General features: G+C 67.2%; 25 protein-coding genes. 13 read left to right on the top strand and 12 right to left on the bottom strand.

All coding sequences use genetic code 11. From position 1 onward, the window contains the following. Positions 1-8: 8 nt before the first annotated feature. The 4 genes from BLU38_RS17600 to BLU38_RS17585 all read left to right on the top strand — a co-directional run bounded on the left by BLU38_RS17600 (position 9) and on the right by BLU38_RS17585 (position 5,415). Entirely contained in the window at positions 9-1,058 is a 1,050-nt protein-coding gene (locus BLU38_RS17600; RefSeq protein WP_197679758.1) for a LacI family DNA-binding transcriptional regulator, read from the top strand. A gap of 148 nt (positions 1,059-1,206) precedes the next feature. Beyond that, positions 1,207-2,178, top strand: coding sequence for an ROK family protein (locus BLU38_RS17595; protein ID WP_197679757.1), 972 nt, complete (start codon positions 1,207-1,209; stop codon positions 2,176-2,178). Continuing rightward, on the top strand, positions 2,171-2,806 hold the full coding sequence (locus BLU38_RS17590) for a D-sedoheptulose-7-phosphate isomerase (RefSeq protein ID WP_091526803.1): 636 nt from the start codon (positions 2,171-2,173) through the stop codon (positions 2,804-2,806). The genes BLU38_RS17595 and BLU38_RS17590 overlap by 8 nt, the downstream gene beginning before the upstream one ends. Beyond that, positions 2,803-5,415 (top strand): alpha-mannosidase, encoded by a 2,613-nt coding sequence (locus BLU38_RS17585; RefSeq protein WP_197679756.1) that lies wholly within the window; start codon positions 2,803-2,805, stop codon positions 5,413-5,415. The genes BLU38_RS17590 and BLU38_RS17585 overlap by 4 nt, the downstream gene beginning before the upstream one ends. Before the next feature lie 20 nt (positions 5,416-5,435). Here BLU38_RS17585 and BLU38_RS17580 read toward each other — a convergent pair whose 3' ends face one another. The 4 genes from BLU38_RS17580 to BLU38_RS17565 all read right to left on the bottom strand — a co-directional run bounded on the left by BLU38_RS17580 (position 5,436) and on the right by BLU38_RS17565 (position 9,654). Next, a complete protein-coding gene (locus tag BLU38_RS17580; protein ID WP_091526801.1) occupies positions 5,436-6,335 on the bottom strand; it encodes a UbiA family prenyltransferase in 900 nt (299 codons plus the stop codon). A 102-nt stretch (positions 6,336-6,437) separates the two neighbouring features. Continuing rightward, positions 6,438-7,292, bottom strand: coding sequence for a carbohydrate ABC transporter permease (locus BLU38_RS17575; RefSeq protein WP_231919899.1), 855 nt, complete (start codon positions 7,290-7,292; stop codon positions 6,438-6,440). Then, entirely contained in the window at positions 7,285-8,259 is a 975-nt protein-coding gene (locus BLU38_RS17570) for a carbohydrate ABC transporter permease (RefSeq protein ID WP_197679755.1), read from the bottom strand. Before BLU38_RS17570 ends, BLU38_RS17575 begins: the two co-directional genes overlap by 8 nt. A 6-nt stretch (positions 8,260-8,265) precedes the next feature. Further along, the gene (locus BLU38_RS17565) at positions 8,266-9,654 is read right to left on the bottom strand and encodes an ABC transporter substrate-binding protein (RefSeq protein WP_091526800.1); all 1,389 of its coding nucleotides are present in this window, start codon (positions 9,652-9,654) and stop codon (positions 8,266-8,268) included. Positions 9,655-9,895: 241 nt separating this feature from the next. Between BLU38_RS17565 and BLU38_RS17560 the strand changes: the two genes are divergently transcribed. The 6 genes from BLU38_RS17560 (at position 9,896) to BLU38_RS17540 (ending at position 15,174) form a co-directional block, all read left to right on the top strand. Then, entirely contained in the window at positions 9,896-11,056 is a 1,161-nt protein-coding gene (locus BLU38_RS17560; RefSeq protein WP_091526799.1) for a pyridoxal phosphate-dependent aminotransferase, read from the top strand. Next, positions 11,053-11,196 carry a hypothetical protein gene (locus BLU38_RS30950; protein WP_157683532.1) on the top strand — a complete coding sequence of 48 codons (144 nt, stop codon included), beginning with the start codon at positions 11,053-11,055 and terminating at the stop codon, positions 11,194-11,196. Before BLU38_RS17560 ends, BLU38_RS30950 begins: the two co-directional genes overlap by 4 nt. Before the next feature lie 111 nt (positions 11,197-11,307). Then, positions 11,308-12,120 (top strand): RraA family protein, encoded by an 813-nt coding sequence (locus tag BLU38_RS17555; RefSeq protein ID WP_091526798.1) that lies wholly within the window; start codon positions 11,308-11,310, stop codon positions 12,118-12,120. Positions 12,121-12,143: 23 nt separating this feature from the next. Next, positions 12,144-13,112: a mannonate dehydratase gene (locus BLU38_RS17550; RefSeq protein ID WP_091532661.1), complete on the top strand. Its 969-nt coding sequence runs from the start codon at positions 12,144-12,146 to the stop codon at positions 13,110-13,112. 2 nt (positions 13,113-13,114) lie between these two features. Next, a complete protein-coding gene (locus BLU38_RS17545; RefSeq protein ID WP_091526797.1) occupies positions 13,115-14,407 on the top strand; it encodes a mandelate racemase/muconate lactonizing enzyme family protein in 1,293 nt (430 codons plus the stop codon). A gap of 14 nt (positions 14,408-14,421) precedes the next feature. Then, entirely contained in the window at positions 14,422-15,174 is a 753-nt protein-coding gene (locus BLU38_RS17540) for an IclR family transcriptional regulator (protein ID WP_157683531.1), read from the top strand. Between the two features lie 9 nt (positions 15,175-15,183). On the opposite strand, the gene BLU38_RS17535 is transcribed toward BLU38_RS17540, so the two are convergent. The 5 genes from BLU38_RS17535 to BLU38_RS17515 are packed head-to-tail and all read right to left on the bottom strand — an operon-like array spanning position 15,184 to position 18,191. Beyond that, a complete protein-coding gene (locus BLU38_RS17535; RefSeq protein ID WP_091526795.1) occupies positions 15,184-16,449 on the bottom strand; it encodes a four-carbon acid sugar kinase family protein in 1,266 nt (421 codons plus the stop codon). A 17-nt stretch (positions 16,450-16,466) separates the two neighbouring features. Further along, positions 16,467-16,802 carry a 4Fe-4S binding protein gene (locus BLU38_RS17530; protein WP_269458121.1) on the bottom strand — a complete coding sequence of 112 codons (336 nt, stop codon included), beginning with the start codon at positions 16,800-16,802 and terminating at the stop codon, positions 16,467-16,469. A gap of 36 nt (positions 16,803-16,838) precedes the next feature. Beyond that, positions 16,839-17,177: a YciI family protein gene (locus tag BLU38_RS17525; protein ID WP_091526794.1), complete on the bottom strand. Its 339-nt coding sequence runs from the start codon at positions 17,175-17,177 to the stop codon at positions 16,839-16,841. Beyond that, complete coding sequence (locus tag BLU38_RS17520) at positions 17,174-17,782, bottom strand: NADH-quinone oxidoreductase subunit C (protein WP_091526793.1); 609 nt, start codon at positions 17,780-17,782, stop codon at positions 17,174-17,176. Before BLU38_RS17520 ends, BLU38_RS17525 begins: the two co-directional genes overlap by 4 nt. Beyond that, the gene (locus BLU38_RS17515; RefSeq protein ID WP_091526792.1) at positions 17,775-18,191 is read right to left on the bottom strand and encodes an NADH-quinone oxidoreductase subunit B family protein; all 417 of its coding nucleotides are present in this window, start codon (positions 18,189-18,191) and stop codon (positions 17,775-17,777) included. The genes BLU38_RS17520 and BLU38_RS17515 overlap by 8 nt, the downstream gene beginning before the upstream one ends. Before the next feature lie 208 nt (positions 18,192-18,399). On the opposite strand from BLU38_RS17515, the gene BLU38_RS17510 reads away from it, so the two are divergent. From BLU38_RS17510 to rarD, 3 genes are read left to right on the top strand one after another with little or no spacing between them, the layout of a single operon-like run. Next, complete coding sequence (locus tag BLU38_RS17510) at positions 18,400-20,301, top strand: 2-oxoacid:acceptor oxidoreductase subunit alpha (protein WP_231919898.1); 1,902 nt, start codon at positions 18,400-18,402, stop codon at positions 20,299-20,301. An 8-nt stretch (positions 20,302-20,309) separates the two neighbouring features. Then, positions 20,310-21,404, top strand: a complete 1,095-nt coding sequence (locus tag BLU38_RS17505) for a 2-oxoacid:ferredoxin oxidoreductase subunit beta (protein ID WP_091532655.1) — start codon at positions 20,310-20,312, stop codon at positions 21,402-21,404. A gap of 2 nt (positions 21,405-21,406) precedes the next feature. Continuing rightward, positions 21,407-22,375, top strand: coding sequence for an EamA family transporter RarD (gene rarD / locus BLU38_RS17500; protein ID WP_091526791.1), 969 nt, complete (start codon positions 21,407-21,409; stop codon positions 22,373-22,375). Here the strand turns inward: rarD and BLU38_RS17495 are convergent. The 3 genes from BLU38_RS17495 to BLU38_RS17485 form a co-directional block, all read right to left on the bottom strand. After that, entirely contained in the window at positions 22,332-22,916 is a 585-nt protein-coding gene (locus BLU38_RS17495) for a GNAT family N-acetyltransferase (protein ID WP_091532654.1), read from the bottom strand. The two genes, rarD and BLU38_RS17495, sit on opposite strands and share 44 nt — an antisense overlap. A gap of 52 nt (positions 22,917-22,968) precedes the next feature. After that, complete coding sequence (locus BLU38_RS17490; protein WP_091526790.1) at positions 22,969-23,661, bottom strand: class I SAM-dependent methyltransferase; 693 nt, start codon at positions 23,659-23,661, stop codon at positions 22,969-22,971. A gap of 233 nt (positions 23,662-23,894) precedes the next feature. Continuing rightward, on the bottom strand, positions 23,895-24,725 hold the full coding sequence (locus BLU38_RS17485; RefSeq protein WP_091526789.1) for an SDR family oxidoreductase: 831 nt from the start codon (positions 24,723-24,725) through the stop codon (positions 23,895-23,897). Positions 24,726-24,732 lie beyond the last annotated feature (7 nt).

Raw genomic sequence — 24,732 nt, 5'->3', positions numbered from 1 at the left:
AGATCCAGGTGAGCCCAGCCTCCGCCCGTCCGACCATCACCGACGTCGCCCAGGCTGCCGGCGCCTCCCGATCGACCACGTCGCGAGCGCTGTCCGGGACCGGCTACGTGTCGCCCGAGGTGCGGGACCGGGTGCGCAAGGCGGCCAAACGGTTGGGTTACGTGCCGGACGCGATGGCCCGCGGGTTGAAGCAACGGACCTCGACCACGATCGGGCTGCTGGTCTCGGACCTGCGGAACTCCTTCTATGCCCAGCTCGCCTCCGGCGCCTCCCAGGCCGCCCGGCAGCGTGGCTTCGCGATCATGCTCACCGACACCGGTGGGCATCGGCACGACGACGACCCGGCGGCGACGGCGACCGACGAGGTCGAGGCGGCCGACATCTTCCTCGGCCAGCGGGTGGCGGGCGTGATCGTGACCCCGGTTTCTGCGACCGTCACCCGTCATCTGACCGATCGGCAGCTGGCGGTCGTCGAGGTGGACCGCAGCTTCGGCTCGAAGGCGGCCGACGCGGTGATGGTCAGCAACGCCGACGGCGCGGGCGAGGCGACCGAGCATCTGATCGGACTCGGCCACCGGCGGATCGCGTTGATCATCGACGAGCTGGACTGGACTACCGGTCGACAGCGGCACGCCGGTTACGAGGCGGCGTTGCGGGCGGCCGGGCTGCCGGTGTCGGAGGATCTCGTGGTCGCCAGTGGTTGGAACGCCGACGACGCCCGGCGGGCGGTCAGCAAGCTGCTGCAGCGACCGGATCGGCCGACCGCGGTTTTCGCGGCGAACAACGTGATCGCCGAAGGCGCCTGGCGGGCGGCAGCCGACCTCGAGCTCGCCATCCCCGGGGAGTTGTCGTTGATCGGCTTCGACGACGCGCCCTGGATGAGCATGGTGTCGCCGCCGGTCAGCACCGTCACGCAGAATCCGTACGCCCTCGGCGAGGCAGCGGTCCGGCAGCTGCTGGAGCGGATCGCCGAACCGGACGCACCGCGGCGCCAGATCGTGCTGGGCACCGAATTGCTCGGTCGCGGCTCGACCGGTCCGGTGCCAGCCGATCACTGACGCCGAGCCGAGCGCGAATCGTTCCCAGGTCCTTTGCCCTTCTGACCACCAGGGCCCGCCGTCCACCTGCCGAACACCCGTTGACAGCACCGTTGAGCGGTGTGTTCAATGACATGGCATCGATCCCACAAACAAGGGCGTTCCGACCGTGCACAGTCCACCCGCTGCCGCCTCCGTGCTGGCACTCGATCTCGGCGGGACCAAGATCGCCACCGCACTGCTCACGCCGGACGGTGACCTGATCGGCGAACAAGTCCTCGGCACCGAACCCGAACGCGGCCCGGACGAGGTGATCAAGCGAATCTTCGAGTTGGGCCACCGATCCCTCGACGCGGCCGGTCTGAGCCGTCCCGCCGCTGTCGGCATCACCTCCGGCGGCCCGCTCGACCCGATCCGCGGCATCCTGCACGAGCCGTTGCACCTGCCGAACTGGCACGCGGTGCCGATCGGACCGCTGGCGGCAGCGGAGTTCGACGCACCGTCGACACTGGCCAACGACGGCTACGCCGCGGCCTGGGGCGAATACTGCTTCGGGGTCGGCCGCGGTGCCCGCACGCTGCTCTATCTGACGCTGTCCACCGGTGTCGGCGGTGGTGCGGTCATCGAGGGCGTCCCCTATCGCGGCGCGACCGGCAACGGCGGCGAATTCGGCCACCTCACCGTCCGGTCCGGCGGCAGGCAGTGCAGCTGCCCGCGGCGCGGCTGCCTTGAGGCCTACTGCTCGGGCACCTCGATCGCTGCCCGGGCACGCGAACTGGCCCCGGACCGGCCGACGATCACCGCGCGGGAGCTGGTCGCCCTGGCCGGGTCCGGCGTCCCGTGGGCCTTCGACCTCTGGGACGAGACGATCGCCCTGCTGGCCGACGGGCTGACCTCCTTGATCAACATCTTCGAACCCGATCGGGTCGTCCTCGGCGGCGGCGTCGCGAACGCCGGCCCGATGCTGCTCGATCCGCTGTCCGAGCTGGTCGCCGAGCTGTCGCTGTCGGCGACCGCCGGTTCCGCGATCATGATCGCCGACCGTCCGGGGCGCTCCGGCCTGCTCGGCGCCGGCTCCATCGCCCTCCGCCCCGTCCCACGACCCGATCTTCCGACACAACCCCAGGTGAGTCATGTCTGAGCATCCCGTCCTGAACGCTCCCGCGCCTCTCCCCGCCGCACTGACCGTTCCCGGCTGGGCCCGCGACCAGCTCACCGACTACATCGACGCCGGCCGGGCCGTGCAGCCGCTGCTGCCGGACGTGTTGTCCGTCGGCCGGCTGTTGTGTGACCGGTTCGCGGCCGGCCGCTCGGTCTGGACCTTCGGCAACGGCGGCAGCGCGGCCGACGCCCAGCATCTGTCCGGAGAGCTGATCGGGCACTACCGACGGGACCGGCGACCGCTGCCCTGCCTCACCCTCGGCACCGACGCGGTCGTCCTGACCTGCACGGCCAACGACTACGCCTTCGACGACGTGTTCGCCCGCCAGGTCACCGCCGTGGTGCGACCCGGCGACGTGGTGTGTGCCTTCAGCACCAGTGGCCGGTCGACCAACGTGCTCGAAGGGCTGCGCGCCGCCGGTGCTGCGCGGGCCACTACCGTGTTGTTCGGCGGCGGTGACGGCGGTCCGGCCGCCGACCTGGCCGATCACGTTCTGCTGTCCCCCGAAACCGCGACGGCGCGGATCCAGGAGGTCCACACCCTGATGATTCATCTGATCAGCGAGCAGGTCGACGCATGGGCGGCCGGAGAGCAGCTGCCGTCATGATCGACCCCGACCCAGCTCCCGGCCTGCCGGGCACACCGCCGCTGGCCGCCCCCGCCCGCACCATCCATATGATCGGGAACGCGCACCTGGACCCGGTCTGGCTGTGGCCCTGGCAGGAGGGCTATGCCGAAGCCCGCGCCACCTTCGCCTCGGCGATCGCCCGGATGGACGAATACGACGACTTCATCTTCACCTGCGACCAGATCGTCCTGCTGGCCTGGGTGAAGGAGTCCGATCCCGACCTGTTCGAACGGATCCGGACCCGGGTCGCAGAAGGACGCTGGGTGAACACCGGCGGCTGGTGGGTCGAACCGGACTGCAACGCCCCGATGGGCGAGTCGTTCGTCCGCCAAGGCCTGTACGGGCAGCGGTTCCTGCTCGCCGAGTTCGGCCGGCAGGCGACGGTCGGGATGAACGTCGATCCGTTCGGCCACAACGCGATGATCCCGGCGATCCTGCGCGGACAGGGCATCGACAGCTACACCTTCCTGCGGCCGGGACCGCACGAGGCGGACCTCTTCGACACCCCGTTCTGGTGGCAGGCACCCGACGGCTCCCGGGTGCTGGCCTCACGGATCCCGTTCGAATACTGCTCGCCCCCGGGTGAGGTGTCCGGGCAGACCGAGAAGGCACTCGGTCAGCTCGACCGGTCCCGCGACGTGCTGATGGTCTTCTACGGCGTCGGCAACCACGGCGGCGGCCCGACCAAGGCCAACATCGATTCGATCCATCGCTTCCACCGGATGGGCACCTTCGGGAAGATGATCATGAGCTCACCGCGGACCTTCTTCGACGAGGTGCTGGCCGCCGGCACCGACGATCTCCCGGTCTGGACCGCCGACCTGCAACATCACGCGGCCGGCTGCTACTCCGCACATTCCGGGATCAAGGCCTGGCAGCGTCGGGCGCAGCACGCCGTCCTCGGCGCCGAACGGTGGGCAGCGGTCGCCGAGCACCTTGCAGGACAGGACAATCCCGCGCTGGCCTATCCGCGCGACGATCTGGGCCGTGCCTGGCAGCAGGTGCTGTTCAACCAGTTCCACGACGTCCTTCCCGGCTCGGCGATCGCGTCCGGCTACGACGACGCCCGTGATCAGCTCGGCGAGGCGGTGGCGATCAGCAAGCGGATCGTCGTCCGGTCGCACAACGTGATCGCCCGACAGATCGACATCCCGATGATCGAGGGCACCCAGCCGGTCGTCGTGTTCAATCCGCATCCGTGGCCGGTGTCGGCACCACTGGAGATCAACTACGGCGGCCAGCCGCACGGTGCCCATCTCACCGACGACGCCGGGACCAAGATCATCAGCCAGCCGGTCCCGACGATGGCGACGACGAACGACCGCAACCGCGGCGCCGTGCTCTTCACAGCCGAACTGCCCGCCCTCGGCTACCGGCTCTACCGCGTCCGCTCCGGATCGCACACCCCGGACACCGACCTGTCGGCCGAGGTCGCCGACGATGGCCGGGTGATCATCGGCAACCGGACGTTGCGGGCAGAGATCGACCCGGACACCGGATGGCTGTCGTCCCTGGTCGACCTGCGGACCGGTGTCGATCTTGCGGGTCGCGGACCGCATCTGCAGCTCTGTGAGGATCCCACCGACACCTGGGGCCATCGCGTGGTGTCCTATGCCTGGCCGGGAGACACGATGCCGGTGACCCGGATCCGGCTGGTCGAGTCCGGCCCGTTGCGCGCCGCGATCCGCGTCGAACGGGCCTGGGGCCGGTCGACCATGATCGAGACCTACCGGCTCGGCGCGGACAGCGACGCACTCGAACTCAAGATCACCATCGACTGGCGGGAGCCGGCGCACCTGTTGAAGGTGCGTTTCCCGGTGGCCGTCAGCGACCCGGAGTCGACCTTCGAGATCCCGTACGCGACCCTGCGACGCCCCGTCGACGGTGCGGAGGAACCGGCCCAGTCCTGGGTCGACCTCACCGGCACCGTCGGCAAACAGCGGGCCGGCCTGGTGGTGATCAACAACGCCAAGCACGGCTATGACGCCTCGCCCGCCGGCTCGCCCGCCGCCGACTCCGATCCGAGCATCGGAATCACCGCGGTCCGCAGCCCGGTCTACGCCTGGCACGATCCCAAGGAGCTGGATCCGGACGGGATCTATGCCTACCAATCCCAAGGGGAGCAGGAATTCAGCTGCCTACTGGTCCCGCACGCCGGTGACTGGCGGACCGTCCACCCGACCCGCCGCGCGGCCGAGCTCGGCGCCCGACCGCGGGCGATGCTGGAGACCTTCCACCCCGGCCCGTTGCCGCCCCAGCAGAGCTTCGCCGAGGTGATCACCACCGGCGGTGACGGTCAAGTGATCGGCACCGCCGTCAAAGGCGCCGAGGACGGTGACCATGAGGACCGTGCGGGCGGCCCCTGCGATCTCGTCGTCCGGCTGTCGGAGACAACCGGGTCCCCGGCGCAGGCCGAGGTCCGACTGCCGATCATCGGCCGGACGATCAGCTGCGAGCTGACGCCGTACCAGCTCCGGACCTTCCGGGTGCCGGCCGACCGACGGCGCCGGATCACCGAGACCAACCTGACCGAATTGGAGGACCACAGCACCAACGCCGAGCAACCGTTCCGCTCAGGCCGCTGCTGAGCCACTCGGAATCGGCATGGTCACGTGGCCCAGATCAGGAAACAGTGGGCCGCCATCATCCCCGACAGCAGCGCCAGCCGAGCGATGGTCGGACGACGGGCCAGCAGGGGGTAGCCGACCACCACCGGGACCCAGGCGACAAGCTCGTACCAGGTGAGGCTGATCCGGGCGAAGGTGCCGGTGGTGAGGAAGATCAGGTACAGCGTGACCGAGGCGATCCAGAGCACCGTGCCGAGCCGATACGTCGCCTGCTCACCGAGGGCCACGGCGGTGGTCCGGATGCCGACCTCGTCATCGGCGGCCCGATCCATCACCGTCGTCGGCAGGTAGAGGGCAGCGATCGTCAACGTACACAACGATCCGAGTTGCCAGGGCAGGGTCCCGGGCGATCCGGCCAGCAGCCATCCGGCGACCGGAGCCAGGAACCCGACCGGCACGGCGTTGGCGATCACATCCAGCCCGGGACGGCCCTTCAGCCGCGCCGGCGGCACGCTGTACAGCCAGCCGATCACCAGCACCAGGGCAGTGCCGAGCGCGAACAGCGCGCCGAGTGTGATGGCCACCACCAACAGGTCCGCGGCGGTGACCGCCAGTGCCAGCCGAATCAGTTGTGCCTTCCCCATCCGGCGGGCGATCCGCAGGATCCTGGTGTGTCTCGGGTTGCACAGGTCGGTCCGGCCGTCGTAGGCGTCGTTGATCATGGCGACTGCGGTCCAGGTCAGCGCAAAGCTGATCAGCGCCCACCAGGTCGACGGGTCGAGCAGCGCCGCCGTCAGGCCACCGACCGGATCGGCCAGTACTCGTGCGGCCAGCAACGGTGCCATCGGGATCGGCGCGAACCACGGTCTGATGATCAGCACCAGGTCGACCAGGAGCGTGCGGACGGCATCGCGTCGACCGGCGTCCACGGTTGTGGTCATGATCGTCGTCTGCCGAGTCGCGCCATGACTCCAGGATCTCGCATCGCGGGGCCGTCCGGATCCCTCCGGAGAGTGATCTTCGTCCCTCTCGGTCAGGAACGGTCAGCCCTTCAGGCCGACGCTGGCGGCACCCTCGATGAAATAGCGCTGGCCGAAGGCGAAGATGATCATCATCGGCACAGTGACGACCAGTGAGGCGACCATCACATATTGATAGTCGCCGTGGCCACCTGCCGTCGGGCTGTACATCGTCATCGCGTAATTGATACCCAGCGGTACGGTGAACTGCTTCGGATCTCCGAGGTTGAGGTAGATGAGCGGACCGACGAAGTTGCTCCAGGACGCCTGGAACTCGAAGATCCAGACGATGATGGTGGACGGGATCGCCAACGGGAACGCGATCCGGGCGAACAGGCCGAAGAACGAACAGCCGTCCACCCGGGCCGCCTCGAACAGGTCCCGCGGCAGTGACATGTAGAACTGTCGCATCAGGAAGATGTAGAAGGCGGAGCCGAACAGGTTTGCTCCCCACAGCGGGACGGTGGTTCCGAGCCAGCCGGTCGTCTTCCAGATCAGATAGTTGGGGATCAGGGTGACCGCACCGGGCAACATCATCGATGCCACTACCAGCCCGAACAGCAGCCGCCGACCGGGAAACCGGAAGTAGGCGAAGCCGAAGGCGACCAACGCGCTGGACAGAGTGACCAGGCTCGCCGCCAACACCGCGATCATCATCGAGTTGCCGATCCAGGACAGCAGCGGCAACTGATGCCAGACCTCGACGAAGTTGTCGAACCGCCAGGTCTTCGGGATCAGCCTGTTGTCGAAGACCTCGCCGCGCGGTTTGAGGCTGGCGGCGATCAGCCACGCGAACGGATACAGGAAGAGGACGGCGAACCCGATCATCAACAGCCACCGGACGACCTGGCCGACCCGGAGCGGCAGCGCGCTAGTCATCGCGACCACCGCCGTAGAAGACCAGCCTGTTGCCGATCTTCATCTGGATCAGCGTGATGATCAGGATGATCACGAACAACAGCCAGGACATCGCTGCCGCCAGCCCGAAGTTGAACTGTTGGAACGCCTGCTGGAACAGGTAGACGCCGTAGAACAGCGCGGCGTCCGGTGCGGAACTGTTCGCGTCCCGATAGAACAGCAGGTAGGCCTGGTCGAAGACCTGCAGCGCGGCGATGGTGTTGACGATCACCAGGAAGAACAGCGTCGGTGAGATCATCGGCAGCGTCACCCGCCAGAACTGTTGCCACCGGTCGGCGCCGTCGGTCTGGGCGGCCTCGTACAGTTCCCGTGGCACATTCTGCACGGCGGCGAGCAGGATCACCATCGATCCTGCGGCGCCCCACATCGTCATCAACACGATGGAGGGTTTGACCCAGGTCGGGTCGTTCAGCCATTGCGGGCCGTCGATGCCGAAGATCGCCAGGAACTGGTTGATCGCGCCGACGTTGCCGTTCAGCAGCAGCAGGAAGACCGAGGCGGTGGCCACGTGTGGCGTCATCTTCGGCAGGTAGAAGACGGTACGGAAGAAGCCGCTGCCTTTGATCATCCCGTTCAGCAGCAACGCCAGTACCATCGCGAAGGCCAGCTCCAGTGGCACCGCCAGCACGGCGTAGGAGAAGGTGTTGATCAGTGAGGTGAGCACCTTCGGGTCGTCGAAGATCAGCTTGTAGTTGTCCACCCCGGCGGGCGTCGCGGAGTTCGTCGCCAGATCGAAGTGGGTGAACGACAGCCCGAGACTCCAGGACATCGAGAGCACCGTGAAGATCACGAAGCCGATGATCCAGGGCGAGATGAACAGGTAGCCGGCCAGCACCTCCCGCTTGTTGTACGGCTCCCGGACGGCCTTGCGCCGGCGACGACCGGACAGCGCCCGACCGACGGCAGCATCGCGGATCGTCGCTGCCACCGGCGATCAGCCCTTCTTGCCGGCGTTGGACTGGTCCCAGGCCCGCATCGCCGCCGACTGCGCCTGTGCCAGAGCCTGCTGCGGTGTCTTGTCACCGGAGAGCGCCACGATGACGGCATTGTTCAGACTGTCGGTGATCGACTGGCCGACCGCGGACGAGCCGGTCGACCGGTTCTGCGGCAGGATGTCGTAGTAGGTGTTGATCACCTGGTCGAAGTCGGCGTCCCCGCTGGGCTTCACGTACTGCTTGCGGTTCGCCTGATCGGCGACCGGTGATCCGGTGAACAGACCGGTGTTGATCGCCTTGGTCTTCGTGACTGTCTGTTGCCGCGCGTCACTTGCCTGTTGCCAGGCCTCGGGCGAGGCGACCTTGATCGCCCAGGCGCAGGCGGCCGACGGGTTCCCGCTCTTGGTCGGGATCGCCAGTGCGCTGCCGCCTGCCATCGCCAGCGTCTTGCCGTCCAGGGTCTTGATCGGGACAGCCTCGATGTCGACGTCGGACTTGTATTCGGCCAGCACATTGACATACCACTGCGCCCACACCTGGACGCCGACCTGGTCCTTGACGTACTGGTTCTTGGCTCCGAAGACGTCCATCGAGTCCAACAGGCTCTTGTTCTTGGCGTAGCCACCCTGCGCATCGGTCAGCTTCTTCAACCACGACAAAGCCTTCACGTTCTTCGGATCATCCAGGGTCGGTTTGCCGCTGCCGTCGTTGATCCGTCCGCCGAACACGGTGAACCAGGTGCTCGTCGAGCCCGGAACATCGGGGGCGAATCCGATCACGGTCGGCTTGCCACCCTCGGCCTTGGTCATCCTCTTCGCCGCCGCCACCAGTTGGTCGGGCTTGGAGGTGTCCAGCTGATCGAGTGAGACACCCGCCTTCTTCAGCACCCGCTTGTCGACCAGCAACGCCGAGGCCTGGAAGAACTGCGGCACCGCGTAGACGTGTCCCTGATAGGTCACGTCGGCGATGGTCGAGGGATAGTAGCGGTCGGTCGGCTTGACACCCCAGAGCGCGTAGCACTGGTCCATCGGCATGATCAGCTTCTTGTCCGCCAGCGTCGCGATCACATTCCGGTCCGCCTGGATCAGGTCCGGCACCTGGCCGGCGGCCGCCTGGGCGGCGAACTTCTGAGTGTCGAAGTTGGACGTGTCCATGGTGACCTTGACGCCCTTCAGCTCACCCGTGGCGTAGTCCGACCGGGACTTGCCGACCTCGTCCGACGGGTTGTAGCCGTAGGTCTTCAGGTCCCCGCTGAGGGTCTTGCTGAAGGCGGAACTGCTGGACGCCTTGCCACTGCCGCTGTTGCCGTTGGTGTTCGGACCGCATGCCACCAGGGCCGCCCCCAGGGACAACGCCGCCACCACCGCCCCGACCTGCTTCAGCCTCATCGCTGACTCTCCTCGTGTCGCCGAACGTCGACCGCATCACCGGAATGTGGGCACAATGTGCAACCGTTCCCACATCCGGGAGCATAGGTGTCATTCACGAATCCGTCACCCCCTCGCGCGTAGAAATGGGCAAAATGTGGGATCGCTGCCACATACAAGAGGCGGCGCCCGACGCAGCACGTCGCCCAAACCCTGCGACGCCCGAGGAGATCGTGGGCACGCTCGTGATAGGCAATGCACCATGGACTCAACCCCGTTGGTGGACCGGATGCGCGGCTTCGGGACCACGATCTTCGCCCAGATGTCGGCACTGGCCCTGGAGACCGACGCAGTCAATCTCGGCCAGGGATTCCCCGACACCGACGGCCCCGACGAGATCCTGGACGGCGCGGTCGCGGCCATCAAGGGCGGCCACAACCAGTACCCGCCCGGCCCGGGCATCCTGCCGCTGCGGGAGGCGATCGCCGATCACCAGCGTGCCTACTACGGGCTGGACTACGACCCGAACGGTGAGGTGCTGGTCACTGCCGGAGCGACCGAGGCGATCACCGCGTCGATCCTGGCGTTGTGCGAGCCGGGCGACGAGGTGATCGCGTTCGAGCCGACCTACGACTCCTACGCCGCCTCGATCGCGTTGGCCCACGCCGTCCTCAAGCCGGTCCGGCTGGACGGCCCCGACTTCACTCTGGACCGGGATCGACTGCTCGCCCAGGTGACCGACCGGACCAAGCTGCTGCTGATCAACTCGCCACACAATCCGACCGGTCACGTGCTCACCGAGACCGAGCTGGGCTGGATCGCCGAGCTGGCCATCGAGCGGGACCTGATCGTGATCACCGACGAGGTGTACGAGCACTTGGTCTTCGACGGAGTCCATCGCCCGCTGGCCACCTTCCCGGGGATGCGCGAGCGGACCATCCAGATCTCCTCGGCGGGCAAGACCTTCTCGGTCACCGGCTGGAAGATCGGCTGGGCCTGCTCGACGCCGGAATTGATCAGTGCCGTGACCACCACGAAGCAGTTCCTCACCTACGTCAACGGCGGCCCCTTCCAGTACGCCGTCGCCGAGGCCCTGCGGCTGCCGAAGGAGCGGATCGCCGAGGTCACGGACCGACTGCGCGCCGGTCGTGATCAACTTCGTGCCGGCCTGACGGCCGCCGGGCTGGAACCCTTCGCCTGTCAGGGCACCTATTTCCTGACCACCGATGTCGCCGAGCTCGGCTACACCGACGGCGTCGACTTCTGTCTCGAGCTGCCCAAGAAGGTCGGCGTGGTCGCCGTACCCAGCCGGGTGTTCTACCTCGACCCGGGCCCGGCGAAGACCTACGTCCGTTTCGCCTTCTGCAAACGGCCCGAACTGCTCGCCGAGGCCTCCGACCGGTTGGCGAAGCTGGCACGGTGAGCGGGGACGACGATGCCCGCGACGTCGAGCACGACGAGGGCGCCGACGAGCGGTCGGAAGACGATGACGGCGACGACGGCGCGCCGCCACGGTCGGTCCGCGATTGGCTGACCTGGCTGCGCCGGACCATCTTCGGCTGACCGCCCACTGGGACTTCGCCGGAAGATGCATTGACAGGGTCATCAGACCTCATGCAGCATGAACAACGTCGTTGCATTCTCCGCAACACGTTCCCCTCATGAAGGTGCGCAATGCTGCTCACACCCCAGCAGGTCATCGATCTCACTCCGCTCTGGGACGGTGACCGCTCCGACGACGGCCGCCCGAAGGTCCCTGATGCCGACCTCGAAGGCCTGGCCACCGCGACGCCCGAACACGCCTGGTCGATCCTGGACAGCAATGGCTATCCGCGGCAGTACGTCGGCGGCTGGATCCAGTCCAGTCCCGGCCGGTCGTTCGTCGGCCGCGCGCTGACCTGCGGCTTCGTCCCGGCCCGGCCCGATCACCACGAAGCCGTCGTCCGGGACGGCCGGCAACACGGCTTCACCGTCGGCGAGCGGCAGAACACCTGGGTGATCGAGTCCCTGACCACCGGCGACTGCCTGGTCGCCGACATCTTCGGCAAGGTGTTCAACGGGACCGTCGTCGGCGATAACCTCGGCACCGCCGTCGCGATCCGAACCGGCGTCGGCGCCGTGATCGACGGCGGCGTCCGGGACCTGTCGGGCCTTCGTGATCTTGACGCCAACTTCTACTTCCGCGACACCGACCCGTCGCCGATCCGCGAGGTGGTGCTGAACTCGATGAACTCGGTAGTCACCATCGGCGGCGCGACCGTGCTGCCCGGCGACATCGTGCTGGGCACCGAGCTCGGCGTCACGTTCATCCCACCGCACCTGGCTGCCGAGGTCGCCGCGGTCAGCAAACGCACCCAGCACCGTGACCTGTTCGGCAAGCAGCGGCTCGCCGAACGCGTTTACACCACCACCGAGATCGACGTCGGCACCTGGCCGGAGCACATCGAGGCCGACTACGCCGAGTGGTCCCGCAGCAACCCGCTCTGAGCCACTCCGTCGAAGAAGGTCAGATGAAGATCGCAGAGATCCTGCCCGGTGATCAGGCCGACAGCCCGCTGTGGCACCTGATGCGGCAGGCCGGTGTCACCGATGCCGTCGGTACGGTACCGGCCGACACCCCGCTGGAATACCTTCCGCTGCAACAATTGAAGGATCGTTACAACCGATTCGGATTTGATCTTGGTGTGATCGAGTGGCGACCGCCACTCAATCTGGCCAAGCGCGGCCTGCCGGGACGCGATGAGGAGATCGACGCGGTCTGCGCGTTGATCAAGAACATGGGCAGGCTGGATATCCCGGTCTGGTGCTATGAGTGGATGACGGACCGCAACTGGGTCCGGACCAGCACCTCGACCCGAGCCCGCGGCGACTCGTTGGTGACCGGCTTCGACCGGGCGGTGTTCGAGGCCGGCCCGAGCAGCGAGGATCCGATCGGCGAAGATCAACTCTGGGACAACCTGGAGTATTTCCTGCGCCGGGTGGTCCCGGTCGCCGAGGACGCCGGCGTCCGACTCGCCATGCATCCCGACGATCCGCCGGTCTCACCGCTGGGTGGGATCGGCCGGATCATGTCCAGCCTGGACGGCTACCGTCGACTGCTGCAGACGGTGCCGAGCCCGGTCAACGGGATCACCTTCTGCCAGGGCAACTTCCGGCTGATGACCGACGATCTCCCCGCTGCGATCACCGAGCTCGGCGCGGACGGCAAGATCTTCTTCGTGCACTTCCGGGACACAGAAGGCACCAAGGACCGCTTCGTCGAGACCTGGCACGATGCCGGCCCGACCGACATGTACGCCTGCATCGAGGCCTACCGCGACATCGGTTTCGACGGGCTGATGCGCTGCGATCACGTACCCACCATGTACGGCGAACCACTCACCGACGTCGGCTACGGCACCCTCGGCCGGCTCTATGCGGTCGGCTACATGCGCGGACTGATCGAGGCCGCGGTCAAAGACGACAAGAACAGGAACTGATCATGACCAGCGCCACCAATTCGATCACCGAACAGAACATCAACACCGCCTCCCGACCGAGCCAACTGCGGATCACCGACGTCAAGATCACCAACCTGGTCGGCGTACCGTTCCGCTCCACGATCCTGCGGGTGGAGACCAACCAGGGCATCGTCGGCTACGGCGAAGTCCGCGACGGCGCGTCTCCGGCGTACGCGTTGATGTTGAAGAGCCGGATCGTCGGTGAGAACCCGTGCAACCTGGACAAGATCTTCCGCAAGATCAAACAGTTCGGCCACCACGGCCGTCAGGGCGGCGGTGTCTGCGGCATCGAGATGGCGCTGATGGATCTGGCCGGCAAGGCCTACGGCGTCCCGGCTTATGCCCTGGTCGGTGGCCAGTTCCGTGATCGGATCCGTTGCTACGCCGACACTCCGACCGAGCTGGACCCGGAGGCCATGGGCGAGCGGCTGCTGGAACGCCGGCAGCGCGGCTACACGATGCTCAAGATGGACGTCGGGATCAACCTGCTACGGGACACGCCCGGCACACTGATCGCCCCCGACGGAGCACTGGACGGATCCGACCACCACAAGGATCTGATGCACCCGTTCACCGGCATCCAGGTGACACAGAAGGGCGTAGAACAGCTGGCGGGGTTCGTCGAACAGGTCCGTTCGATCGTCGGCTACGACATCGCGTTGGCCGCCGATCATTTCGGGCACATCGCGCTCGATTCCTGTATCCGGATCGGCCGCGCACTGGAGCCGTACACACTGGCCTGGATCGAGGACCTGATCCCCTGGCAGTTCACCGACCAGTGGCGCCAGCTCACCGAGGCGGTTGCGGTGCCGACCTGCACCGGCGAGGACATCTACCTGGCGGAGAATTTCGAGCCGCTGTTGGCCGCCGGCGCGATCCGGGTCGTGCATCCGGACCCGGCCACCTCCGGCGGCATCGCCGAGACCAAGCGGCTGGGCGATCGGGCCGAGCAGCACGGGATCGCGATGGCATTGCACCTGGCGGCCTCACCGGTCGCCACCATGGCGTCGGTGCATCTGGCCGCCGCGACCCACAACTTCCTTGCCCTGGAACACCATGCGGCCGATGTGCCGTTCTGGAACGATCTTGTCACCGGGCTGCCGAATCCGATCATCGCCGACGGCCACATCCAGGTGCCGGAAAAGCCCGGGCTGGGATTCGACGACGTCAACACCGAGCTGTTCGCCGAGCATCTCGACCCGCAGGCACCGCTGCTGTGGGCCGACACGAACGAGTGGGATGCCGAGCATTCCCATGATCGGCTGTGGAGCTGACCGAGGATGACGTCATGGCACCCTCGGGTAAGCAGACCTCGTCGCTGAAACGCGGGCTGGCGGTCCTGGAACTGGTCGCCCAGGCCGGCGAGCATGGCGTCACGGTCACCGAGGTGGCCGCCCAGCTCGGGCTGGACAAGTCGACCGGGTCGAGGATCCTGGCCACCCTGCGGGAGGCCGGCTATGTCCGGCAGGACGTCAACCGGCGGTATCTGTCGACACCGCGGTTGGGCAAGCTGGCGCATCGCCGACCGGGTGCGCAGGACGTCGCGGCACTGGCCCGGGATCGGCTGGAGCAGCTGCACGCCGCGCACGACGAGGCGATCCACCTGGCCGTGGTGAACGGCGGCGAGATGCTGTTCCTGGATTATCTGCAGACCACCAAGGCGGTCCGCACCGAGATCCCGATGATCCCCCGACCGATCCACGAGGTGGCGGTCGGCGTCGCCGTCCTGGCCGCCGTTGATCATGACGAGCGGGCGCTGCTGATGCGCGAGTCGATGGCCGCCGCCAGCGTCCGGCTCGGTCAGCCCGAACGGCTCCGGCTGTCCGAACAGATCGAGCGTGCCCAGCAACGCGGCTGGGCCAGCATCGACTCCGACGACGACATCACCCGGGTCGCGGTCGCGTTGGTCGACGCTCAGCGCCGACCGGTCGGCGCGATCTGCATGTCCGGTCCGAGCTATCGGATCGATGCCGTCCTGGATGCGATCGTCGCCGACACGACGGCCGCCGCGGCCGATATCAGCGCGGTCCTGCCGCACTGACACCGCCCGTCACGGCGTGAGCCCGAGGGCGGCCAGCACCTCGATCAGGGTGTCCGGTCCGCCGACGTTGCCGGGCACGACGACGTAGAGCACCCGCCGCCCGTCGCGGGTCTGCAACTCCCAGACCGAGACGCCGACGAGCACCTGGCCGAGCACCCGAGCCGACGTCGCTCCGAGCCCGGTGTGTGCGACCTCGGCCGAGGTGATGCCGCCCTTGGCGATGACGGCTCCGATCGGGGCGGGCTCGTGATCCGGGCCGCTGAGCTGCTCGACGGCCGTGGTCAGCGCGGCCATCACCTTTTCGCCGTGATCAAGGGTTGAGTCCTCGGCCCGGCGGACCCGGGCGCTGGTGATCACCGCCAGCAGCCCGCGCCGAAGTTGATCATCCGCGCCGGACACCGCGGCTGCGCCGGCCCGGGTCGGGTCGTCGAAGGCATTATCGGTGTCGACGACGGTCGCCGCTCCCCAGGCCTTGATCACCGGCTCCAGCTGTGCGGTCGCGCCGGCGGTGTGCGAACCGCAGACCAGCAGCGTCGGCACCGGTTGGGTCAGCAGCGGCCGGTCCAGCAGGCCGGTGCTGGTGACCCCGGCCAGAGCCGCTGCCAACGGTGCCGCGGACCGGATCACGACCCGCCGGCCGGTGGACTCGGCTGCCTCGATGGCCGCCGCGATCGCGTCGATGTCGTCCTGGCTGACCACATCGGGCAGCACGACGCTGCCCGGCTCGGCGTCGATCAACGCCTGCGCCAGCCCGCCGGACCGGACGGTTTCACGATCAACAGGCACCGGGGTCCGGTCGGACTTCTCGGCGACATAGTCGGCCAGATTGCCGGTGGAATAGCCGAACACCGGATCGTCGGCGTACTCGGTGCGGTGTGCCGGCAGCACCTCCTCGCCGATCCGGACGTAGTGGATGCCGCCCTCGGTGGTCCGGCCGCCGGCCGGGAACGCCGGCACGAAGATCATCACCGCATCGCCGTCGATGAACTGCTCGGTCTCGGCGAACACGTGGCCGCGCAGCGTCGAGTCGCCACGCAGTACGTAGCGGACCTGCTCACCGAGACGGCGACCCGCCTCCTCCCCATCGGTACGGATCCGGCGCACCAGGTCGACCGCGTCGGCCTCGTACAAGGCACGGCTGTTGGTCTGCACGTAGACGCTGTCGGACTCGCGCAGCGCCTCGGTCAGCAGGTCGGCGTCGGACTCCAGCAACACCGTCACGCCGGAGGCGGACTGGGTCCCGGTCGGGTCGTCGTCGAGAACGATGGTTTTCACCGGGCCAGTGTCTCGTGTCAGGCCTCGCTTGCCCGAGGCGGGCGGGCCAGGTCTTCGATCTCATGCACCAGCCCGGGCGCCGCGCGGACTCCGGCGACCGGATCGGCCGCCCACTCCAGGGCGTCGAAGGGGCATTCCTCGACACAGATCCCGCAGAACATGCACAGCGACCAGTCGATGGCGAAACGGTCCAGCACGTTGCTGGTCCGCTCCCGCGCGCCCGGCGGCAGATCGGGGATCGGTTCGGTGTGGGAATCGAGGCTGATGCACCAGCTCGGGCACTCCCGAGCGCAGATCATGCAGGAGGTGCAGTCGGCCTCGATCAGCTTGATCGCACCGTGCGAGCCGGTCACAGAATGCTCCTCCGGCCGAGCCGCAGCGCGCAGGGGTCAGCCAACCTGCCGCACCTCCTGTGGCCAGCCGCAGGCCTCGGCGATCTTGCCCGCCCACATCTTCGCCGCATCGTCATCGGCGACGTCGATGATGGTCAGGCCGCCCAGGAACTCCCGGTTCTCGGTGTACGGGCCCTCGGTGACGACGACCGTGCCGCTGGTCGCATCGGCGCTGAAGGCCTTGCTGAGGTCCTCCTCGACGCCGGCTGCGAACACGTAGACCCCGGCGTCCTTCATCTCCTCGACCACAGCGCCTGCCAGCGGTCCACGCTCGATGAACCACTCCTCGCTGTGCTCGCCCACCCATTCCTGGTTGAAGTAGATGATGTACTTCATCGCTTCCTCCTCCGCACCCGGCCACCGAGCGCGGACTCGGCGACCTCCTCCGATTCCGGCGCCGGTAGCGCCGGATCACGATCTCCCCACACCTCGGGCTCCGGTACGCCGGGCGGCACCATCCGCCGCCGGCTCGGAGCGCCGCCGGGCTCCTTCGTACCCGGCCAGTCGACCCCGGCCCGGGCGGCCAGCACCGTGTCCTTGCGCAGCGGCGCCCCGACGTAGTCGTCGGGTAGCAACAGCCGACGGTCGTCGCCACCGGTGAACGTGATCGCGAAGAGTTCGGCGGACTCGCGTTCGTGCCAGCCGGCGCCGGCGAAGATGTCGGCGATGCTCGTCAGCTGCGGCGCGGCCCGCGGCACCTCGGTCCGCAGCCGGATCGCGCCGCCGGGCGACAGGTCGATCAATCGGACCAGCACCGCGAAGGTGTCGGTCCGGCCGATCTGGTCGACCGCGCCGAGCCAGTCGAAGTAGCCGAAGCCCTGCTGCTCTGCCTCGGCCACCGCGCCGTGCCAGTCGGCCGGTGCGACGTCGCGCAGCAGGTCCTCGGCCGGAGCGGACGTTCCTTCGACAGGCTCAGGACCCGGGATCGGAGGCTCAGACATGGGCGCGCTCGGTGAGGTCGTCGACGATCGCGGTCAGGGCCTGCGGTGGCGGCGGGCAGCCGGGGACGTAGGCGTTCACCTCGGTCAACTGGTCGATGCCCTTGGTGACGACATAGGAGTCCCAATAGGGCCCGCCGGCCGACGCACAGGCGCCGAACGCGACCACCTTCGCCTCGGGTGCGCTGCGGCGTACCCGGTCGATGACGGTGAGCACCGGCTCGGTGAGCCGGTCGGTGACGGTGCCGGAGACCACCACGACCACGGTCGCGGCAGCGGGCAACTCCTCCGGGGTGCTGAAATCAGCCGGCCGGCGTTCGTGGGCGGCGGCCTCGAACTCCAGCGTGCAGCAGGCCAGGCCGACATCGACGACGTAGGCCGAACCGTCGCCGTACCAGTCCCAGAACTGCATTCCCACCACGACCGCCAACCCTATCCTTCCGGGAGCGCCGATTTGATGCTCAAGTTTGCTTGAGGTTTACCCTGGACACCGGGTGACCGTTCTCCGGACGAACAAGGGCCACACCGTAGGTGGCCCTTACTATGGATCGGGTTGCCACGACAACCTATGAGAAGGGTGTTGAACACCCTCCTAGCAATATCGCTCCAGGAAGGCAGCCTTGTCCGCACCAACCAAGGACCGCACCGGCGACAACGGCGAGGTCAAGACCCTCGATCGGGTCGTGATCCGGTTCGCCGGCGACTCCGGCGACGGGATGCAGCTGACCGGTGACCGGTTCACCGCCGAGACGGCGATCTTCGGCAACGACATCTCGACGCTGCCGAACTTCCCCGCCGAGATCCGGGCACCCGCCGGTACCCTTCCCGGCGTCTCCAGCTTCCAGCTGCACTTCGCCAACTACGACATCATGACGCCGGGCGACCGGCCCGACGTGCTGGTGGCGATGAATCCCGCCGCGTTGAAGGCCAACGTCGCCGACGTCGCGCGCGGCGGCGTGATCATCGCCGACACCGCCGACTTCACCAAGCGCAACCTGGCCAAGGTCGGCTATGAGTCCAATCCGCTGGAGGACGACTCGCTGTCGGACTACCAGGTGCATGCGATCGACCTGACCGGGATGACCACCGAGGCGGTCAAGGAGTTCGGGCTGACCCGCAAGGACGCCGGCCGCAGCAAGAACATGTTCGCGCTCGGGCTGCTGTCCTGGCTCTACCATCGGCCGACCGAGGGCACGGTTTCCTTCCTGGAAAGCAAGTTCGCCAAGAAGCCGGAGATCCGGGACGCCAACATCAAGGCGTTCCAGACCGGGTACGCCTTCGGTGAGACCACCGAGGTCTTCGCCTACAGCTACGAGGTCGCGCCGGCGCCGATGCCGCAGGGCACCTACCGGCAGATCACCGGCAACGCGGCGCTGGCGTACGGGTTGATCGCCGGTGCGCAGAAGGCCGGCCTGCCGCTGTTCCTGGGTGCCTACCCGATCACGCCGGCCTCCGACGTGCTGCACGAGCTGAGCAAGCACAAGCGGTTCGGTGTCACCACCTTCCAGGCCGAGGACGAGATCGCCGGCGTCGGCGCGGCGCTGGGCGCCAGCTTCGCCGGCCAGATCGGCGTCACCACCAGCTCCGGGCCGGGTGTCTCGCTGAAGATGGAGACGATCAGCCTCGGCGTGATGACCGAGTTGCCGCTGATCGTCTGCGACATCCAGCGGGCCGGCCCGTCCACCGGGATGCCGACCAAGACCGAGCAGGCCGACCTGCTGCAGGTGCTCTACGGCCGCAACGGGGAGGCACCGGTGCCGGTGCTGGCGGCCCAGTCGCCGTCGGACTGTTTCGACACCGCGGTGGAGGCGACCCGGATCGCGATCACCTACCGGACACCGGTGATCGTGTTGTCCGACGGCTACCTCGCCAACGGCGCCGAGCCGTGGAACGTGCCCGACCTGTCGGCCATCCCGCCGATCGATCCGGACTTCGCCACCGGGCCGAACGCCACCCAGGGTGAGGAGGAGATCTTCCTTCCCTACAAGCGGGATCCGGAGACCCTGGCTCGTCCGTGGGCGATCCCGGGGACGGCCGGTCTGGAGCATCGGATCGGCGGCATCGAGAAGGCCAAGGACACCGGCAACGTCTCCTACGATCCGACCAACCACGACGACATGGTGCGGATCCGGCAGGCCAAGGTGGACGGCATCGTCCGGGACATCCCCGATGTCACGGTCGACGATCCGAGCGACGCGGCCAAGGTGTTGGTACTCGGCTGGGGTTCGACCTTCGGGCCGATCACCGCTGCGGTCCGCCGGGTCCGGGCGACCGGCCGGCAGGTCGCCCAGGCCCACATCCGTCATCTGAATCCGTTCCCGGCCAACCTGGGCGAGGTGCTGCGGGCCTACGACCGGGTGATCGTGCCGGAGATGAATCTCGGCCAGTTGGCACTGCTGCTGCGCGGCAAGTACCTGGTCGACGTGCATTCCTACTCACGGGTCCGCGGACTTCCGATCTCGCTGTCGGAGCTGGCCGAGGACCTTCAGATCGAAATCGATTCTCTTGGAGACAACGCGTGAGCGTCGAGATCAAGACCACAACGAACGGCTCCAACGGTCAGGGCGGTGATCATCGGGGCGGCCTGGCCGGCGTCCCGTTGGCGCTGGAACCCCTGAACCGCAAGGACTTCACCAGTGATCAGGAAGTGCGCTGGTGCCCCGGCTGCGGCGACTACGCGGTGCTGTCGGCGTTCCAGGGATTCATGCCCGACGCCGGCATCAAGCGTGAAAACACCGTGATCATCTCCGGCATCGGGTGCTCCTCGCGATTCCCGTACTACGTCGACTCCTACGGGATGCACTCGATCCACGGTCGGGCGCCGGCGATCGCCACCGGCGTGGCCACCGCCCGGCCCGATCTTGGTGTTTGGGTGGTGACCGGCGACGGTGACGCGCTGTCGATCGGCGGCAACCACCTGATCCACGCGCTGCGCCGCAACGTCAACTTCACCATCCTGTTGTTCAACAATCGGATCTACGGACTGACCAAGGGCCAGTACTCGCCGACCAGCGAGCTGGGCAAGATCACCAAGTCCACCCCGATGGGCTCGCTGGACAACCCGTTCAACCCGATCTCGCTGGCATTGGGCGCCGAGGCGACCTTCGTCGCGCGGACGGTCGACTCCGACCGCAAGCACCTGACCGCGATGTTGACCGCCGCCGCCGAACACCGTGGGGCGTCGTTCATCGAGATCTACCAGAACTGCCCGATCTTCAACGACGACGCCTTCGCCGCGGTCAAGGAGAAGGACAGCAAGGCCGAGGCGATCATCCCGCTGACCCACGGCGAGCCGATCCTGTACGGGGTCGACAACCGGCTCGGCGTGATCCGTGATCAGCAGACCGGCGAACTCAAGGTCGCCGAGGTGGCCGAGGTCGGGCTGGAGAACATTGTCGTCCACGACGCGCACAACCAGGATCCGTCGTACGCCTTCGGGCTGTCCCGGCTGACCACGCCGGGGGTGCTGGAGCGGGCGCCGATCGGTATCTTCCGGCAGGTCGATGCGCCCGCCTACGATGATCTTGCTCGGGATCAGGTCGAGCAGGCCCAACGCGGACCGCACGATGATGACGCGCTGCAAGAGATGATCAACGGCAAGGACACCTGGACCGTAGGGTCCTGAGCTTGTCGAAGCAACGCCCTGAGCCTGTCGAAGGGGATCCTGGAACCACATCGACCTCGACAACCGCACCGGACTCCCCGGCCAACCGCGGCATCCTCTTCGGCCTCAGCGCCTACGGCATCTGGGGCCTGGTCCCGCTGTTCTGGAATCTGGTCAAGAGCGCGTCGGCGTTGGAGATCCTGGCCATGCGGATGGCGTGGTCACTGGTCTTTGCGATCATCCTGGCGTTGTTCACGCTGCCCCGTGGCTGGCTGCGGGCGATCGCCACCCGACGGAACCTGTTCATGCTGGCTGCGGCCGCCGTGCTGGTGTCGATCAACTGGGGCGTCTACATCTGGGCGACCACCAACGGTCACGTCACCGAGGCCGCCCTCGGCTACTACATCAACCCGATCTTTTCGATCTTGGTCGGCGTAGCGTTCCTGAAGGAGCAGCTGCGGCGCTATCAATGGGCCGCGGTCGGGCTCGCCGCGCTGGCGGTGATCGTGCTGACCGTCGCGTACGGCAAGCCACCATGGATCGCCCTGACACTGGCGGTCAGCTTCGGCAGTTACGGACTGTTGAAGAACCTGGTCCGCAAGGGAGCCGTCGAGACCCTCGTGATCGAGTCCGCCTTCATGTTCGCCCCGGCGGTGGCGTACGTGATCTATCTGCAGGCGACCGGCGGGCTGACCTTCGGCCACTTCGGTCTGGTGCACAGCCTGCTGCTGGCGGCCGGCGGGCTGGTGACGCTGATCCCGCTGCTGCTCTTCGCCGCCGCGGCCACCCGGATCCCACTGAGCATGATCGGGCTGCTGCAGTACATCACCCCGACCACCCAGTTCCTGCTCGGCGTGCTCTACTTCGGTGAACGGATGCCGACCGGCCGCTGGATCGGCTTCGGCCTGGTCTGGGCGGCGTTGATCATCCTGTCCACCGGGATGCTGATCACGCTCCGTCGTCGACGGCGGCAACCCACTCCGGTCGGATGATCGACATCATCACGTCGTCGATCCGCTGATCATCGAAGCGGAACGCCGCGCGACGGGTGCCCTCGACGACGAAGCCCACCTTCTCATACACCCGGACCGCCCGCGGATTGAAGGCGAAGACACCGAGCTCCAGCCGATAGAGATCGGTACTTGAGAAGGCGTGATCGACCATCAGTCGCATCGCCTCGGTGCCCAGTCCGCGGTCCCGACCCTGCGGCCCGATCAGGATCCGGATGTTGCAGCTGTCGTTGTCCGGATCGAGTTCGTTGAGCACCACCTCGCCGACAAGTCGATCATGGGCACGATCGACCAGCGCCAGATCGAGCCGGTCGGCATGATCTTGACGGGTGCCGTACCACTGCCGCAGTCGGTCGTCCGGTTCACCGGTCTCGTCGGAGCTGTGCACCGAGCCGGTCAGCCGCAGCAACTCCGGGTCGGCAAGGATCTCGGCCATGATCGGCACATCGTCGACACCGAACGGGCGCAGCACAACCCGCTCCCCGGTCAGAGTCGGCTTGTCGCGAAACGGTTCGCTGTCCATGATCACCGACGATAGCCGCCAGGATCCGAGGGATGACAACGAATATTGCCGGTCAGGGGCGACGTAACCGCAGCGCGAGCAGGGACGGGCTTCGCGTGAGGTTGTGGTAGCTGTCCGGATCGAGGTCCCGCAACGCCTCGACCGGACGCGGCTCGACCAGTTGTTCCAGCACGAAGCCGGCGGTGAGCAGTTCGGTGACGATGGTCTCGATCGACATCCGTTGATAGCGGATCGCGTGCACACCGTCGCGCATCATCAGCTGCACCCACTCCGAGGAGAAGTACGAGTCCTCGAAATGGCGCCAGTCACTGGTGGGATGCGTGGTGGACAGGATGAACCAGCCGCCCGGGCGGAGCACCCGGAACACCTCACGCAGGAAGGCCGGCCGATCCGCCAGGTGGTGCAGCACCAGAGCACACAGCACACCGTCGAACGACGCGTCGGCCGGACTGAGCGGCTCGTTCAGGTCGTGCTGCCGGATCTCTGCACGATCACCGAGCCGGGCCCGAGCATGCTCGACCAGGACTGCGCTGCCCTCCAGTCCCAACACCGACGCCCCACGCTCCACCAGCCCGACGGCATGATGTCCAGCCCCGCAGCCCGCGTCGAGGATCCGCAGCCCGTCGACGTCGCCGGCCAGCGCCGCGATCGCGGGTCTGTCGATGAGCGAATTCCAGGTGCCGTTCTCGGCGTGATCGGCGAAGTAGTCCCCGGCGGAGCCGTGATAGGCGAGATTGGCGGGCATGCTGCAACATTGTCACGAACCCGGCCAGGTCATCCAGGAGTGGGGGCGGGCAGAAAGCTCGGCCCGGTCGCCGTGGTCAAGCGCCAGATGCCGGGCAGTCCGAACTACTTCGCCGGCTCCTGAGCAGCCCAGTTGGGATCCGGCTGCGGGCATTTGTTGATCTTGATCGAAGTCCGGCGGAGGGCCCATGACTGTGCCGGTGGAGGAACGTCATACGGTCGCCGAGTTTGGTGTCAGCCCGGTGCTGGTTTGAGAAATTCTCGGGCGCCTCGTAGCTGCGTCCGCAGCCCTTGCTGGGTTTCTGTTGAGTCCAGGCGGACGTCGACCGGGCCGCGGATATTGGCGTCGGTTCGCGAGCCGTGGCGGAGCCCACTGGTGGCGGGGTCGTCGCGTTGCGCGATCAGGAGTCCGAGCTCGTATCGGCTGATGGCGTCAGCTCCAGCGAGGTGGTGGATCCCGGATCGGTTACCGACTCCAAGCTCGAGCAGAGCGGCAGCAAGGTCGTCTACGTGCACCGGGCAGCGGATGTCATCGCTGAACAGGGTTCCTGGCTGTTGTCCGGTGGCGAGTGCGTGGACAAATCGCTCGTGTGAGGATGATCCGTGCCCGATGATCAACGAAGTTCGGGCGATCACGGCTGACGGGTGGACCGCTGTGGTCGCGGTCTCGGCTGCTGCTTTGGCTGCTCCGTAGGGGGTGACCGGGTCTGGTGTTGCGGTCTCGCGGTAGTGGATGGCGTCGCCGGAGAAGACCGCATCGCTTGATACGTGCACGAGTCGGACCGATCGATCGCGGAGTGCTTGTGCGAGGTTCGCTGGTGCCACGGCGGTGCTGATCCAGTCGCCCTGCTGGAACGCGGTGTTGATGATCAGTTGCGGATCGATTCGCTCGATCAGACGTTCCGTTTGTTGCTGATCACGAAGATCGAGCTGGTGTTTCTCGGCGCCAGATATCTGGTGTGGTCGGGTTCGGTAGGTGGCGGCAACCTGGTGGCCATCCTTTGTGGCGCAGCGCACGAGCTGCCTGCCGAGGTGGCCGCTGCCGCCGACGATGAGGACCCTCATCGGCCTT

The organism is Microlunatus soli (assembly GCF_900105385.1).
GTDB classification, from domain to species: domain Bacteria; phylum Actinomycetota; class Actinomycetes; order Propionibacteriales; family Propionibacteriaceae; genus Microlunatus; species Microlunatus soli.
This window is presented reverse-complemented; position numbering and strand designations above follow the sequence as displayed.